Raw genomic sequence first — 17,506 nt, forward strand, 5'->3', positions numbered from 1 at the left:
CATAAGCAGCAACTCTGTTATGTTTTTTGTCAATAAATCGCATTATTCACGCGTATTTGTTTACATCTCATATTGCTTAAAGAACACGCGATCATGGGGCAGCAAGAATGTATCAATGAACAGCTCTCATTAAGGGGAGCTGCCCACATGGGACGGATCCCGGTGGGTAGTTTCGCTATGCGGTGATTCAAGGCTGGGTGGCTGTTTATTTGAGTAAATCAGCGTTCTACCATGTCAGCCGGTCTCAAGATCAGCTAACAAGTGGGTGTATTTTTAGCTGAGGAAACGGGATCGTCAAGAATTTAAATATCAAAAATGGCAACAGGGACACCTGCCGTCCCTGTCAATTCTGACTTAGTTAGAGATCGGAGTTCCACTACAGACAGATCCTCTATGCAAAGCATGATCTGTCGGATAACTGCAGGCCTCAAGCGACGCCTCGACCAATAATGAGTGCTGCCTGTGGCGATTCGCAGGAAGGGATGCATCCTAACTCAGCTAACCCCAAGCGCTTTGAAAACCGCATCCACCGGATCGCTATAGAAGCTGGTCTGGAACTTGGCAAACAGCTCTCCCGGTACGGTAGGGATGTCAGTTACGCTGGCCATCGGTAGAAGAATACGCTTTGCTCCCGCATCAAATGCCACTTGCATGCACTCGGCCAGATTCTCCACGGGCACCACGTTTCCGCCAAGGCTCATATCCCCCAACACCACCATTTGTGCTTGAAGCGGTCTCTGCATCAAAGCAGAGCAGTAAGCGACGAAGCCTGCCAAGGTTAGCGCTTTAGGGGCCCCAGTGTTATGAAGCTCCACAACATGCAGGTGGTAATCGTGATCACCGACTTTTGAAGCAGCGCTGACGCGATTGATGTTGGCCTTGAAGTAATCAAAAGCGACTTTGAGTGCCTCTTTCGCCGATGAACTGCTACCCAGGCCCGACATGTTCAGTTTGCCGCTGCCTGCGGTGATCTGGGTTTCCAAACGGTACAGCCCCAGATGACCATTAGCACCAGTGGATACCAAGTGCATTGCCCCTGGTTTGCCTTGTCCCTCAGGAATCAACCCACCACCGCCCTGCTCTGGCACGCTGATGAAGGTTTCTTCAAGGGTATCTGCATCAATGTACGAGAAGTGCACATCGAAGAATTCCATTCCGCCGATCTTCTTCAGTTGCTCCTTCACCCGGCGCCGGCTTTCTAGGGCGTACTCTAAGCAGCGACGTACCGCTTCGCGGTCATAGTCAGCGCTCGGATGTAGCAGCTTGAGCAGGCCTGACACCGTCCGGCGTACTGCAATCGTGTCGCGTTGATTGAGGTTATTGCCCAGCTTGAAATAACGGTCAATGGCGTCGGCAAAGTTGCGCTTGCGCATCTCGCGCATGAACTCCGCCAGATAGTCTGTGATCAGCCCATAGCGGTTGGTGAAAAACTCAGGGCGCATCTTCGGGACTTCCCAACCTGGGATGTAGGCATGGAAACGGTCAAAAAATGCAGAGTCGATCATCGCACTCGGAAATGGGGCCAGCAGGTGGCTGGTCTTCACCAAGGTGTCGACCGGCTGGTTGATATTGCCGACAAACATCATGCTCGCAGAGGCTGAGATAGAGTCACGGCCACGAGCAAATGAGCCAGAGGCCATGAAATCCTTCATGATTTGCACCCCGTCTTTGTCCTTGAACGAGATACCCGCTACCTCATCGAAGGCAACCACATCCCACATCCCGACCAAACCAATCTGCCTACGAGACATGTTGTAGAAGAGGTTGGCGACTGTGGTCTGGCCACCGGACACCAAAATGCTGTTGGGGCTGACTTCCTTGTAGATGTGACTCTTACCTGTACCGCGAGGGCCAAGCTCGCAGCAGTTGTAGTTGTTCTCGACGAAAGCAATCATCCGGGTGAGAAGATGCCATTTCGTGCGCACATTGAAATGAGCTGGCTCCATGCCAGTCGAGCGCAACAACACATCCATCCACTGCTCTTCACTGAAATTCTTACGTGACTCCAGCAGCGCCTCCATGTCCATGTTGGGCATCTGAATTGGCTTGAGGTCATGCACAGTGAAGGGCGAACCTTTCGCGCCCTCTTCGAAGAGGTAATTCAGCGTTACGATGCACCAGATACCTCCTGCCAGGAGTTTCTCGAACTCCTTGATAAAGCGACTGGGGATCTCGGCGTCTTTGACTCCCAGATTCATAAACAGAGCTTGATAGATATCGCGGCGCTCGTTCAGGCTGACTGAAACTTTGTCGATGATCTTAAAGCTGCCACGCTCACGAATCTTGGATTTGACCTTCTCAGCCTCATCTGGGCGCACATAGTTCTCTGCAAGGATGCGTTTTACAGTCTCCAGACCATCAACAATCACCTCTTCGTTGTCTGAAGCGCAATACATGCCGAGCAGATACTCCAGCACATACACAGGCACATTGATGCCCTCCTTCAAGCGTTTGGTCAGATCCTTGCGCACCACCTTGCCAGTGAAATGCTGGTTCAACCGGGCATCTAGGTCGAGTTCTGGGTTGCCGCTGTCAGAAGTCAAAGTCATTGCTAATCGCCAGGTTGATACGCACATCAATGCGGAACTGCTCGACGCCGGTCTCAGTGTCCAGCAGCTTGAAGTAGTAACGTTCGCTCGAAGAGAACGGCCGGTTTAACAGGGTGAGAATCACCTTTCGCTGACGCTGGTCGAGATTCTGCGAATCGCTGTCCATGGAAACCTGCTCAACAACCGAGACGGCTTCGCCAGCCTCATCGAATAACCCTACGCGCAAAACTGCCGGATGCACACGTTCGGAAACAGGCTCAGTCTGCAACAGATTGAACACATAGCGATTCGTGGTGATGCTGAAATTGTTCCCCAACACCGTGACTTGTGCCTTGCGTATGGCCGTTTCCTTGGCCTTCTGCCCTCTTATCTGTTGCACCTTCAGCACTGGCACAGCTACTTCCTGCAAACTCGCCCCGCCATGAATAAACCTTGCTCCGCCAACGAAGTGGAAACGACTCACCCCTTTCGGCGACCAGAACATCATGTCATCACTGATGCCTGCCGTGTCTCGAATAAAGCCCGCGTGTACCTGATCACTGCTACCGAGATTGCGACCAATCAGATAGCGCTTCTTCGATACGATACTGCCTGCCGGCTTCGCGAGTAGCTTGCTCTTATCCAGCGCCTCAAGCGCAGAATCTTGGAACAGAAAACCGTGGTCAGCCGTCACCAGGACGCGATGGCCATTAAGGTTGTTTATAATGCGACTAACGATAGACTCCAAATCTCCGATGGCTTCGCGGCAGGCACTGAAGGTGCTGCTCTCGGTGCTGGAGGAGTCACCGACAGCATCAATTTTATTGTGATAGATATAGATCACGCGATAGGGCTTGATCAGTTCACGCCCATCGGTCTTGTTCATGTTCAAAAAATCTTCGGCTCGCAGGGCTAGGCCATTTACACCCGACAGAATTTTGTTGCGTGACTCCAAACCATCGCTACTCAGACCATCGACTTGTACCAGGCCAGCATCGGTGTAGCTCAGTACTTTGTGCGGCAACAAACTGGCCATCCCAAGCTTAGTATACGAAGGCAGCACGCCTAGCTGGTTACTCAGCTCAGAGGAGAAGCGATACTTGCCATTGAGCGATTCATTCAGTTCCTGTGCGACCTCATAGCGCAGTGCGTCACTGATCACCACAAACACCCGCCGCTCCTCGCCCCCCTTCAGATAGCGTTCCACATGCTCTGAATAGAAATTCTGCTGATTGGATACCTCGGGTAATTGCCACTGTTGCAGCAAACCCGCGTCAAGGAAATTGCCCCATTTTTGACTCAAGGGTTGCAGAAACCCGTTCAAATAATCCTGCTCAACCCGGGTGGTCAGCGGTGACAGCGCATCAGGGCTGCGTGCATACACTGCATCAGCAGCCTCGTGATATGCCCTATACAACTGATCGAAACGATAAAGCTCGCTGGTATAAGCGCTGTAACACGCTTCAGCCGAGGCAAAGGAAAAGCCGCCTGCGTAGCGCAACCTCAGCTCGAATAGCTCGGAAGCAGCAATCAGCGCACGGTAGTAGCCGCACCAGATAGAGCGATTGGCATCATCGTTATCTGGCCAGCGTGGGTTTGCCCAGTAGCCATCCATTCGCTTACTAGCCATATCACGCAATTGCTGGCCTACAGCTTCGCTGGTGTTATTGAGCACAGCATCCCGGAGCCGCTCAGCAATAAGCCGCTCAACATCAACAAAAGTGCCGACCGCCATTAACGCCTCTAGTGGCACCTTCGCTAACAGATCCGATGGACGCAAATCAGTAGCAATACGCTTCGATAACCGATCATAGGAATGTTGACGCAGGGTGCTATCGCGCCATTGAGACAAGAATACAGCAACATTCGCAGCACGCGCCGGGTTCAACTGAAGAGCTTTGAGGTTGGCCGGAGCCTGAGCATGCAAAGCATGTCCCATATCGGTGGCGAACAACCGCACCAAAAAATGCCGCAGTGTCGGTTCGCTATACTGATAGCCAAATGCTTTTTGCATCAGTTGCCAAAAAACTGGCTGCATGTCGAATTTGGTAATTGACTCCCACAGCTGGTTATTCTCCAGATCCTCAGCTTCGGCCAAGGTCGCAAAAATGGCTGTGAGCACGGCAAACAGCTCAGCTTGTTCAGCCTTAACCAGCACAGCCAGAATCTTCAGATCCAGTGCCGCTTCATCGTCATCGGCACTGAGTAGGCGATGGATCCGGGTCACTCGCTCTTTGCTGGCGAAGAACGCACTACGCACCTTCAAGTGCTCACGTAAGCTTTGCTGACGCAGCCCCAGTTCCTGCAACAGCATGGAAGTGCGATCTGCTGCAAATGGCGCGGCGTAGAGACGGATATCCAACAACCAGTCCTGTTCAGGTTCAGGACAGATGCTGTCTTCATAAATGAGGTAAAGACCTGCAGGATCAAGCACCTCGACTTGTTGCTTGATTGCCAACGCCGGCGTCGCAGACCGCCGTAAAATCTGGACGTCTTGCAACGTCAGAGCTTCTAGGGTCTCGCTGAACTCTCCTTGCGGATCCTCCCACCAAACCACTCGGCTGCGGGAAAACTGCTGTTGCAGGCTATCGATAATTCTTTCGAGTTGTGTGGATAGCTCAGACATCAATCACCGCCCCCAGCGGTTAAACCCAAAAAGCGCTTATCATGCGCCCTCTACCAGAAAAATAAATGAATCTGACGCACCGCCAACGGGTAGTCAAAGAGGGCCAATGAAAAATTCAGCCTTTAGGCAAAATAGCCATAGGCTTCCTTGAAACGCGGTCGTACGAACCGAAGACCGGCGGCATAAGATGTTTCTCATAATGCTGGCGCATCCTTGTTTCTGCTCAGCTTCCGTCAGCGCCATGCCCAGTATGGCTGCTCATAAAGTAGCGCAGTATACCGATAGCTAAGCCTACCCTAATGTCGGGCAGCACATGGCAAAGAGCTGTATTTCGCACCTGCTCAGCCCTTCATAGCGAAGGGCTTGGCTCCCTGGCACTTATGTACGCGATTGGAAGAAAAAGCTCTACCCGTATGGCAGTAGAGCTTTCTCATAAGCCATGAGATTTTTTTATTTACTCTTCCTTCCCGCCGGTAATCACCTTAACATCTGCCAGCAAGTTACCAAATTTTCCGTAGTTGACCTTGACGCCATCATCCAGATCGAGAGTTATGCGCTGGTCGGCGTAGGGGCGCAGCGTCTCGTCGAATCGGCGGAGTTCTTCGAGTTGTTTGGTAAGTTTGTCTTTACGCTTTTGCAGGGCTTTTTGTTGGGCGCTGCTGGTGGCGCTATCAATGTCGTCGGTGAGCTTATCGATACGGGCCTGCATACGGCTTTGGAGAGGGACGACGTATTCCATACGCATGCGGGATAAGGTGCCCTCGTTGTAGCGGTGCAAGTAAACCAGACACTCGAAGGCCTTTTGCTTGCCACTAGAGAAGAGCCAATAAATCGGGCGCCTCTTGTAGGTTTGCAAGTGATCTTTGTAAAAGCTGGTCGTCAGGTAGCTGCGGATGGCCTCCTCGGCAGATTCGCCAGACTTACGACTCAAGCTATCGGCCAGCCACTCCATGTTTTCCACCAGGGTATCTCCCCCCCAGACTACCTTTACAAACTCACGCATACGCTCGGCGGCATCGTCCTCAAACCAAGGCTCGTCAGTGATGGGGATAATACCGTCGACATCAGCTGGGAATTTGTGATAACGAGACGATTCGAAACTGCCTCCATGGGCACAGATTAAGCCCGGCTCGTCTAAACTGTAACGCCCCATCATGCATCCGACCGCATAGGAAATTAGACGACGCATATCAATCTCTAAATTAGGACGATACAGCGTTATCTGACTTTCTGTAACTGCATCACAGAGCTCATCTTGCAATTCATACATATCAATAACAAGGCGATTATTAGCCTCTTCCAATTCACGAGCACGAGCAAAATCTGCCAACATCACCTTCTCCAACTCCAGCCAAGATCTACTCAGAGAAGTTTCAGACTTTTTATGCGCAATCAGATCAAGACCCGCAAAACCCCATGAAGTTTCAAACGAGTCCCAATCTCTAGCAGCAATAGAAATCAACTCCGACGCATTAACTGAAACCTTATCAACAAAGCCTCGATCACCCATAAAAATTGGAACCTTGGAAATATGCGACGTTTCAAAGTTCAAAGTTGGAGACATCATTTTTAAAATCTGCGTCGAGTACACAGAATTAAGAACTCCAAGAAAAAAATTCAATAACCCTTCATCATTCGGAAAAAGCGTTACACCGGCTATATCAAATACCGCCCCCGATGGCTGAAAGCGAAATGCTGGCGTACCACTTGATATTTTTGACCACGTAACTCCTGCCGTAAAATAATTATTTTGATTCCAGCACTTTGAATTATTAGGAGTGATTTTACCAGACTTTAAATCGGCAGCCTTTTTGGCCTTAATACACGCCCCATCGCCCTCCCAATCCACTAAAAATTCTTGATTCCCATACCACTTTCTAAAGCCACCACCTTTATTATAAGGAAACCATCTCATCAAGCTTGCTTTTGCCTCATCCCGGCTCTTGGAATGCAAGCAGACTCGACCAAAATCAACCTCAAACCACCGGCGTACAAAGCGATTGTTTTCCCCAGTTTGCATTCCAGCTAATGTTTTCGCATTTACTTCGGCCGCATCAAATCTAGAAAAAGTTTTAGAAATATTTTCACCAACCCAATAAATAATTGGGGAACCTGAAATATTACCGAAAGCTTCTTGCACCACACTTTCATACCTGTTACCACCGGCACTCAATGCGTTTCTCTTTTCTGATTCAACCCCATCTACCAAGCGAAAAAAAACTGGCCTGAATTTTTTTAAATTTACACTTTGAATGATAGTTGCCGCGACCTGCACAACTTCGCCAGAAATCTCGCCAAAAGCTTTAGCACCCAAGTGAGCCATGGTGTGAATAGTCCGATTTTCTAGCAGCTTCTTTCGCATGACCTCATATGACGACAAGAACATCCAACTTTGCATGACAACCATGCTATCGAAGCCCATCGGTTTGCACCAAGAAAAACCACGCTCAATGAACATCGCAAAGAGATCGGCCTTACTATCCGGGAAATTTCTTTTGGCAAACTCCTTTAATACCGAATTCATCCCCCTTCCCCCCATATATGGGGGATTTGCCACTACCGCATCGTATTGCATTATTAACAAGCTAGCAGGCCAAGCAAACTGCTCCAATACTTGACTGGAATAACTTCGCGATAAGTCATCCCCACAATTACGAACATTCACGAGCAGATCGACAATTTTGCCCAGCTTAACCTTGAGGGCATCCGGCACGCGGATCAGCGAGCCAAAAGTTTTGCCATGCTCGAACAACTGAATCAGTTGGCGTAGATCGAGCACAGTAAGACCAGAGCTATGGCGGGTCTCCAATTGGCCACCGCCGAACAATTGACCTGAGGGGAACGTCTCTCCGCCCTCCAACTGGATAGCGGCGTCGATAATAATCTGTGCCATCTCAGCATCCGGCAGACCCGCACTTTGTTGAATGGCCATGACATTGAGGTGCGGTGGATTGCCTTCGTCATCAAAAAGACGACGATCATCCTCACGAGCCTTCATCAGCAAGGCAAAACCAGCGAGCTGGGCAGCGCGGTCGTCGATATCCAGACCGAACAGATTCTTTTGCAAGATAAGCCGAGGAATTTCGCGCAAGCGATAGCCGCGCTCCTCATATATTGCACGCAGCAGGTTATAGGCTTCGACCAGGATATGGCCGGAACCACAGGCAGGGTCAAGCAAGGTCAGGGACTCGGGATTGAGAGTACCGCCATCCTCATCCATACGTACCTTGATCAACGCATCGAGCTGAGCCTGAACTTCCGGAGATTGTTCAGCCGGCTCAATGTAGTACGGCATTTTTTCTTTTAGGCCGGAGTCCGGATTAGCCATTAACCAGAGCCGTCCAAGGCTGTTCTGTACTAGGTACTGAACGATCCAGTTGGGAGTGAATAGCTGAGTGGCGGCGGGAATATCCTCGCTCTTGACCACCTTGCCCATCACCTCGTCTTTTTTCTCGCTGATGTAAAACTGGTAGAGCCAGCCGATGACCTCTACTTCTTGCCAGTCGCCCTCTTCGATATCGCTGACCAAATGGGCAATTGGCGAGTCCGTGCGCAGAAGATTGTCCGGGAGCAACAGCTCGGTGGCATCGTCCAGCGCCTCGAAGAGGAACGGCATATTGAGGTGCAGCTCGTGGCACTGAGCGAGAAGGATCTCGCGGTACAGCGCTTCATCCTGATTGCTTGCGGTTTTCAGGCGGATAACTTCAGCCTTGTCCAAGCCAGGTAAATCGAGATGCTGAACGTGATCGAGGATCTCAGGTTGATGGCCTTGAGGGTGGCTAAGCACACGGTAGCCGTGACTCAGGTAGCCCTTTAATTCCATAAAGCGGATGGCTACCAGGCGGTTAAACCAGGTGTAAGCCAGCGCCTCGATCACAGCATTAAACCCCTGCTGCTGAATACGTCGAGCCAGCTCAGAGCGCTGCTTGGCAACGCTGGCCGGGAAAGGCTGGCCACCGATCAGCAATACGTCGCCCGTTTGTTCGACACTGACCGACATTGCCGGATCAAGCCCCAGACGACGGGTACGCAGGGTAACGGCCTCAATAAAGTCGAGACGGGCCTGAGGGGCGTATTTCTTGAGTGCAGAGCGGTTCATGCCTGTTCCTTAGGAGACGATCTGACCTTGAGTGGCTTGAGCGCACGGCCATACATCATTAGGTATTTGTCGAATTCAGTTTCTGGGCGTTGAAATCGTTTGCTCGCCTCATGCAGGAAATGCTTGAGCCGGACGATATCGCTCCAGGTGGATGGTTTTTTCTTGGCGGACGGGATTTGCTGAAGATGATTCATGGCGCGAAAATTATGCTGGTCGATGATCGGCACCTGTAGCGGATGGATCAGGTGAGTCAGGTAGGCGCTGGTGATATAGCGCAGCCTACCCAAACGCTTATCCCACCATTGAAAAGTGGCTTCGGGGGTGAATTGATCACCAGCAAATAACGCCCAGCCTCGATAAGCAGGCCACAGACTCTCGATCTCGCAGATCAAGGACTTCTGCTTGGAGGGAAAGTCGTCCTTGCCCCAGTGCCCCCACTTCCACACCAGCGCTGCCAATAGATCCACCTTCTCTGCCAACGCAGAGAAGGTGTTCTTGAAGGTCTCATAATCGAGCGCGGGGTATTTTTTGAAGCTGTAGAGCTCAAGGTGTGAGGTATAGGTTGTCTTTACCTCATTAGTAATTTGCTGCCAGTCGGTAGCGTTCAGCGGCTCTTCCATGATGGCATTTCTCCTCGGCAAATATGGCTACTGAAGGGCTGAAACGATTCGGGCCCTAAGCGCCTTGCGACGCTGTTCATAAAACGCCGGGAACTCCGCCAGCGTTTCTGGGAGATCGGTGATTTCCAGACCCGCCAGATACTGCTGGCGCGCGAGGACATCTGGCTTGAACTGGGCGTACCAGTCATGTGGCATCTTCTGGCGTTTTTGGTTGTTGATGCTGCCTTCGAGCAACTGGAGGTTAGCCAGACGGTTAGCCTTATCCGCCACCTCTGCTGCCAACTCCTCCGGGATACCTGCTTTACGGAGCTGAGGCTTGGTGAAACGAGCCTGCGGGTAGATATGGTCTACATGGAAGTGCCTGGACAGGTCGAAGCCTGGGAAGATCAACGAGAGCAAGGCAAAAGTTCGCTTGTCGCCATAGGGAAGCTCGACCAACTCGTCCAGCTCCTCCTCCGTGAAGGAAAGCGTCTTACCGCGCGCGGACATCACGCTTTCGATCAGAGATACAGGGAAGCCCGTCTGCGCATGGGTACGAACCTGCTCACGCAAAGCAGTCAGCAGGGTGTCAAGACCACTGCCCCAGATTCCCGAAGCCTTGAGCAGACTGCGAACCAGCCACTTACGCACATTTTCACGATCCTGAGCGTACTCAACGCGGGACAAATAGCCCTCCCCAGGTTGACGGGCGAACAGGTAGTAAGCGATGGGTAACAGGGCACTGTCGGCACGTAGGTTCTGGCTGTTGAAACCAAAACTGGCCAGTAACCGAACCGACAGCAGCAATGCCTCGCGTATGCATGACCAGTTTTCCTCCAGCAATGCCATGTTGGCCTTGTTGAAGTTTTCTACCTTGAAGCCGACGCTGCCAATGTCCGACAACATCAATCCGGCTTTGAGCACTAGGTCTTTACTGAAGTTGAACTGGTCGCCCTCTTTGTTCATCTGGTCGACGAGCTGATGAATCTCTTGCCGGGCATCAAGCTTCGACCACTGCGCCACGGCAATGGACAGCAATAGATCCGAGTAGGAAAGCGGTGTACCGCCACTGTTCATACGAATGAAGATATTCAGGACACGCCCAAGATCCTGCTCAGCTTCTTCGTAGTAGCTGATCAGCTCTTTGTGGTGAACGGTGCGGTAGAGATGGCGGAGGACTTTCTTCGCTTGCCGGCGCTGCTCACCACCGAGATCAAGCTCGTCCAAGCTGTCGATCAGATCATCCTCGCTCTCGAGCAGGACGCGACTAACGCGAAGCCACAGTTGGCCTTCTCCCGTTAGCTCCGTAGCGGTCTCAGTGAAAAACTCAAAACGGTACTCGGAGCCGGTTTCCACATCAGGCTCGCCCAGCAGATCAAGGTAAAGATGACGGATCGGGAAGGCATCATTACTCGACCACCATTTGCCTGGCAGCTTCCAGGCGTAGGAGCCACGCAGGCCAATGTTAAGCGCCGTCATACGCTGCTGGCCGTCCAGCACGGCGACGAGATCCCGCTCGGGGAGGGCTTTCAGCAGAGCGCAGTGATAGTTGTCGCGCTCATGGTAGTCACGGACAAAATCATAGAACTGGTACTCCTGGCGCTTCTCCGGTGCGATACGCCAGAACAGGAAAGTGCCGAAGGGGTAGCCCTGCATGAGACTGTCGAACAACCGGCAGATCTGCTCTGGCCACCAAACGAATTCACGCTGAATCGCCGGCAGGATGTACTCCTGCGAAGCGACCTTGTCCAACAGCTGCTTGATCGTACCGCCTGGTTTGTACATGGCTGTTCCTTAGCGAATTTCAACGCGTTGATTGTCAGCGATTGCCTGCTCAAGCTCATTACGCAGTTTGGCCAGGAAGCTGTCGATATCGGCCTGGGTCTCGATATAACCGGAGCCAGCAAGCAGCTGAGCATCCACTACCCTGCGTTTTTTGACCGGTGCTGCCGGAGCTACAACTGCCGCAGGCGTATTAACAATCGGAGTATTGGACTCTGCCACTGGCAGACCAGGGTTACCGCTACCAGATGCCACGGGCGTTGGTGCCGGTGCGCTGGCTGCTACTTTAGCTTTGGCGGCGGCCTGTTCGGCCAACAGGTGCAGATGATCGATAGCGGCATCGGCCAGGTCGCGGGCCTCATCCAACATGTCATTGATATGAGCCAGACTGCGCTGTTTGGTAATACGCTGCCGGAGGTTTTGCAGGGCGAGCAGGCTCTTGTTGCGCTGATCCGTGCTTGCTTGCAGGTCATCCAGTTCGGCGCTGACCTTGGCCAATTGCTTGTCCAACCAAACATCTGCTCGCTCATGGGCCTCCCTGAGGAAGCCGTCGTTGATCAGGGTGATCGTTTGGATCAGCCCTTCACCTTCGCGAATGAGATTGAACGGTGCTTTGGCACTGAGGATTTCGTCGATGCGAGCCAGCGCACGAGCGGCGTTTTCATCCTTCTCCAGCTTGGGTCGGTTGGGCTGGAAGTCCCGCTGAGCCGCACTTAGTTTGTCCCAGGCGGATTTCTGGCTGCTGTAGAAGTTATCCAGATCGCCGTGACTGTCAGAGAGGTCGAGCAGTGCACTCCGTTCCTTGAGGAACAGCTGAATGGCATCAAAGCTATCCGGGGCTGCCTTGAGTTTGCCAATCAACTTAAGGCCCTGGTCGATGTCATCCAAACCCGGGTACTGACCGGTCTGTGCCAATGCGCGCCACTGTTTGAACTCACTCTCCCAGGTAGCCAGACTGATTTGCAGAAGGCTGTAGAGGCTATCCTCGCCATCCGGGGCGATCTTCTGAAACACCTCTTTGAATTGCTGACGGGCTTTTTGCAGCTCGCCGGAGCCGACTTGTTGACGCTTCTGGATCTCGGTGGTACGCCAGCGCGCCGGGGTAGAGATTTCACTCCATATTTGCTGCGGCGCCAGCGGGCCCCCGTTACCGATCAGGCTGACTTCGCCTTTGAGCAGCAGGCGCACGATCAGCAGTACGGTCTCCCATTCCGGCCAACCATAGGGCCGACGACTGTAGTGGGTCTCCGCTAGGTCATGCAGGACGATGCGTCGCGATTGTGAGGCAAGCAATTCAATGTGCTGGCTAACCTCTTTGAGGGCGCGCGGGTTGGCTTCGCCAGTGCTCTCCAGGTCAAGGCCCGGCGTTTGCGGCGTGGCCAGCATGGCCTGAATTTCTTTCTGAGGGTCACTACTCAGGTGCTGGATGTATCCCAGCTTGCTGAATGTATTACGCACTAGGTAGTCGAGCGCCTCCTCCGCTAGCATCGGTGCACTGGAAGCCTTCGTTTCAAGTTTGTTGCCTGCCACATACACATCGGCCTCACGCAACAGACGATCCACGGTGGTACTCAGGCGCTGGCGGCGCTGGCGGTTTTCTTCTGCACGATCCTGAAGGATGCGCTTGGTGTTGTGCGGCAGCGTGCCGTCGTTTTTGTGAGTGATGTACTTGTCGGTTTGCAGGTACAGACGAAGTTCACGGGCCAAGTCACGCTCGTCCTCCAGACGCAAGAGCACACTGCCCTCCCCCTGACTGGATTCAAGAATGCAACGTTGCTCATTCCAAGTGCCACGATCATCCACCAGTGGGCTGATGACCGATATCAGCAGGTCGCCATCAACGCGATTGCCTAGGGGATGCAGATCGCACTGGCGGTTGAGGCCAAAGTCTTTGCCGTTGTCGGAGAAGCGAAACTTGCGCTGGCCACGCAGCGCTTCATCAAACAGCAACTGACCCAGCGCGCGGGCCTCATCGGCGCTAGTGAGGTCGACGTCCTTGATCTCGCGACTGATGTCACGTTCTTCGTTGGTCAGAAAGAAAAAATCATCGCCGTTACGACTGACCAAGGTTTCCTTTTCCAGGCGCTGGAGACTGTCTTCAATCTGTTTGCGCAGACCTTGGCGGTCAGCGTCGATCTCATCGATAAACAGGGTGATCAGGTTGTCGACGTTGCCCTTGATCTCATCGACATATCGGATGAGGAACAGAGTCTTCAACACAAGGGGATCGAGTTCTTGCAGGCTTGGGTTGCTGGCGGCATTGTCAATGGTCGATTTGACCACGCCCTCAAGGAAGCCCTCGATAGACGGATAGAAGCGGTAAAGCGGTACCAGAATGCCGACGTTGTTATCACTGACGGCCTTGGCGGCTGATTGGAACGCATCAAGCAGCGAGCGCTCGCCTCGGGCCAAGTGGGTACCGGTGGCGCCGGCCTTGCGAATGCTTTCAAAAATGCGCTGCACCAGCTGGAACTGATACGGCACAAAGGGGTAAACGGCGGCGAAATTGTCTTCGTCGGTGAACGCTTTGTATGTACGCCCAGTGTTGGTGAAGCTGAGCTGGTTGCGCAGAATGTCAGCCTTCTCGCGGTAGATCTTGCGCAGGGCATCCTTGGGCTCTGGTTCTTTATCGAGCAGGCGGCGCTGGATGACTTCATCGACGTTGCCGCTGGACAGCGACAAGCGGGTTTTGAAGCGACCCTGAATCTTGGAGAAGTCGTTAGCCTTGGAGGCGCGTACTTCACCCAGCACAGCGTCGATGTCTTCCTGTGAGGTAACCAGAACCCAGGCGCGACCACCACAGATCGTACCGAGGTTTTCGGTGATGGTTTGCAGGCTGAGCATCAGGTGGGTGTCCTGACCAATGAACTGGCCGACTTCGTCCACCAGGAACACGATGCGCTGATCCTTGCCGCGCTTATCTAGGTACTCCTTCACCCATTTGGCGAAGCTTTCGACGTTGAGGCTGAAGTCGTTTTCAAAACGCTCCACCCAAGCGTCGGCATCCTTGATTTCCTGCCCAAGGGTTTTCGACAGGGCAGTAGCCAACGCATCAACCTGGAAATGGTAGGCGTCGCGCTCATCTTCCCAAGTGGAGCCTGAAGCGTCAGCGAATGCCTGCTTGAACCCAGAAAACTTGCCCAGGTCGTCCAGGTGACGCTCCATGTGAGCGATATGCGGGTGATCGCCGCAGAAGCCTAGGCGCTCGTTGAAGATCTTCAGAAAGACACGAAGGATGGCGTCGCGGCCGTCACCGCTATCAGCCTTGCTGTCGATGTTGAACAGCAGCACATCCGTTTCGGCGGCGATGGCGCGCTTGATATCAGCGGCGAGCATCGGGTCGGCGATTTTGCGCTCAAAAAAATCTATGGCCTGGCGCGTGACGGCGTCCTTGCTGACCTGTTTGTTTTCCAGCAGGTAGGAGAGGATCTTCAAGAAATGCGATTTACCCGAACCGAAGAAACCGGAGATCCACACCCCTACTCGCCCCGACGCATCCTGGGGGTTGTCCAGGGCCGCCAGGTAGCTTTCAAAAAAGCTGCGCAGATGCTGATCCAACTCGCGAGTGATGACGTACTCATCCAGCTCTTGCCAAACGGACTCAGCGTCATCCTGGTCAGCCTTGATCACGCCGTTGATCGAGCGGTGAATAGAGCGGGTAAACAGACTCTTGATTTGCACGGTGGACATCCTGTTCAGCTCACCAGTCGGAAAGCGCGGTAATAGGGTTTCTCGCCCAGCTGACCGAACAGCTTTAGCGATTGGCCGTCATAGAGGCCGGGATAGAAAACCACCAACGGGGTCTGCCCCATAAACGGCTGGAGGTTATTCAGAAGGTTGTGGGTGCGAATCAGCGGATATGCACTGCCGACACCGTTGATGACCAGCAGGCCAAACTCACTTGGCGGATAGCGATCAACCAGTTCTTTGGCGACCTTGCCTGCATCAAGTGGTGCCTTGAGGGCCTTGAGCATGTAGTCGTCACCTTTCTTAGCTTGCATCTCGATGGATTGATCCAATTTGTTGCGGTCTTTCAGCATGTCGAGCATCAGCTCGAACAGGTTGATAAAGGCAGCCTTGAGTTCAGGGCGGCGCTTGATAATCGCCCCTTGGAGAAACCGGACGTGCTCGCGCACCTTCAATTCATCCTGCGGCAGATAATCGAAGGCATAGAACGGCACCTCGTTGCCCAAGCCTTGGCCACCGAGAAAGTCATCAGAGGTGACCTTATTCAGGATTTTATTGAGGCGTTCGTCGAGGTCGTTCACGGGCATACCTGAAGGCAATCGAGCACGTACTGCTCATTGTGTTGACGTAAATAATGAAGAACTGCGGGTTCAATGTGCTGACTACGTAAGCGAAGATTGCGGGTGTTTTCGATGAAACCGGCCTCCGCCAGGATACGCATGGCATTTTGCCTTAACTTAACCCGAGTGGAGTCGCTGAGGGTAGGCATATTCGGTTGCGAACGCAGGCTGTCTTCGATGTAGGCGTCCCAGTGGCGCGCTTCTAAGTGGGTGGCGAAACGGCGGAACTGATCGCGTACGACCGTACGCAGGAAGTCCCCGAATAACGGCGAGAACTTGACCGTGACGGCGAGAGAAGCGTGGGTGGCGACGGGGACGCTACCATCCCGTACAAGCGACCACAAATCAGAGCTCATAGTTTGCAGACGTAAACGGGCCAGATTGGCATAGGTATCGGCAGTCCTGGCCGTACGCTTTTGCAGCACATTCAATTCGTGTATCTGCCTACCCCACTCCTGAACGTCTACACCCTGCAGCAACAGCGCGGCAACGATTCGGGTCTCAGGCACAATCAGAGAGCACTGCGTGAAGTTGGCTTGGTATGGACTACTCATGGATGACTCTGGTTTTCAAACGTGTAAAACGACCTATTTTGAGAGTCTGACCCGGCTAGCGCCAGCGCTGAGTAACCAAAGGTCTATTTAATTTTCGTCAACCACAGAGAACAGATTTATTGTTACTTCCCAGCATCGTGCTGATAGCCCTCATGACCTTTTTGAATTGCACCTGATTTCGAAGACACCGTCATGCATCGCTGCTCGACCGGCTGATATTGGCTGCTAGAGTTGACGCTAGCGATAAGCTGTTTTTTGGCCGATAGCTGCTGTCTAGGTACGACTAATACGGGTCTACCTCAGCGGGTCCCGGACGGTTAGGTTGAAATTGAACGAACAGTTGCTGCTGCCAGCTGCGATATACGTCCGCGCACTTCCCTGCTTCAACGGCCATTACGAGTATCAGGTGAAGGATAAGGAGTAGCCTTGCCTAGACAATTGTCACATGCCACCAGCGAAGCGCTGGAGCGGTGTAGATCTGCAGGTGCCATCACCGCGAGCCGAAACGGTGGGAACCAGCAAGAAGCGGACATCGACCGTCTACGAGTTCAGCGGCAAGTCATAACTCGGTTGCTAATGAGTTTTTCTGATCATCCGTACACTCATAAAAGGTCATTGATCAGTTGTAGTTCCTGTTGAGTGTACGGCGTCTCTCGACATCTTCGAATCGCCTCAAGGCCCCTTCTAATGGGTATTTGCCGCGCAGGATCTTGAATGCATGCAATCAGCAGATCAGAATCAGGATCTCTTCCCTTTAAGTATTTTTCGACTAGCTCAGTGAGTGATAGGCGAGCTTGTAGATCGCTTAGCATTGATACTTCTCCGCTCCTGTGCTCCCTACAACCAATTGGATGAAAATTGGGAGTCCATGGAATTGTATTTACTCACTCGGCAAATGCCATCATTAGGCCACTGTGCGCAAGAAGTTGCGCGGTAGGTCGTAATATTTCAGGGGGCAAATGCTCTGCAGGCCAAGCCAATCATGGCCTGTAGCCAAGTGCGCAAGAAGTT

The 17,506-nt window shown here is 52.7% G+C and carries 8 protein-coding genes; all 8 read right to left on the reverse strand.

Annotation, left to right across the window (positions count from 1 at the left end; genetic code table 11):
• Positions 1-494: 494 nt before the first annotated feature.
• Positions 495-2,549 carry a protease Lon-related BREX system protein BrxL gene (gene brxL / locus V8J63_RS15170; RefSeq protein ID WP_336464268.1) on the reverse strand — a complete coding sequence of 685 codons (2,055 nt, stop codon included), beginning with the start codon at positions 2,547-2,549 and terminating at the stop codon, positions 495-497.
• Positions 2,533-5,154, reverse strand: a complete 2,622-nt coding sequence (pglZ, locus tag V8J63_RS15175) for a BREX-1 system phosphatase PglZ type A (protein ID WP_336464269.1) — start codon at positions 5,152-5,154, stop codon at positions 2,533-2,535. The genes brxL and pglZ overlap by 17 nt, the downstream gene beginning before the upstream one ends.
• A gap of 454 nt (positions 5,155-5,608) precedes the next feature.
• Positions 5,609-9,253, reverse strand: a complete 3,645-nt coding sequence (gene pglX, locus V8J63_RS15180; protein WP_336464270.1) for a BREX-1 system adenine-specific DNA-methyltransferase PglX — start codon at positions 9,251-9,253, stop codon at positions 5,609-5,611.
• Positions 9,250-9,873, reverse strand: coding sequence for a hypothetical protein (locus V8J63_RS15185; RefSeq protein WP_336464271.1), 624 nt, complete (start codon positions 9,871-9,873; stop codon positions 9,250-9,252). The genes pglX and V8J63_RS15185 overlap by 4 nt, the downstream gene beginning before the upstream one ends.
• A 27-nt stretch (positions 9,874-9,900) precedes the next feature.
• Positions 9,901-11,637, reverse strand: a complete 1,737-nt coding sequence (locus tag V8J63_RS15190; RefSeq protein ID WP_336464272.1) for a DUF262 domain-containing protein — start codon at positions 11,635-11,637, stop codon at positions 9,901-9,903.
• A gap of 9 nt (positions 11,638-11,646) precedes the next feature.
• Positions 11,647-15,315: a BREX system P-loop protein BrxC gene (gene brxC / locus V8J63_RS15195; RefSeq protein WP_336464273.1), complete on the reverse strand. Its 3,669-nt coding sequence runs from the start codon at positions 15,313-15,315 to the stop codon at positions 11,647-11,649.
• Between the two features lie 14 nt (positions 15,316-15,329).
• On the reverse strand, positions 15,330-15,908 hold the full coding sequence (locus tag V8J63_RS15200; protein WP_336464274.1) for a DUF1788 domain-containing protein: 579 nt from the start codon (positions 15,906-15,908) through the stop codon (positions 15,330-15,332).
• On the reverse strand, positions 15,899-16,495 hold the full coding sequence (locus V8J63_RS15205; RefSeq protein ID WP_336464275.1) for a DUF1819 family protein: 597 nt from the start codon (positions 16,493-16,495) through the stop codon (positions 15,899-15,901). The genes V8J63_RS15200 and V8J63_RS15205 overlap by 10 nt, the downstream gene beginning before the upstream one ends.
• Positions 16,496-17,506: the final 1,011 nt, after the last annotated feature.

Source organism: Pseudomonas sp. CCNWLW23, assembly GCF_037095675.1.
Classification (GTDB): domain Bacteria; phylum Pseudomonadota; class Gammaproteobacteria; order Pseudomonadales; family Pseudomonadaceae; genus Aquipseudomonas; species Aquipseudomonas atacamensis.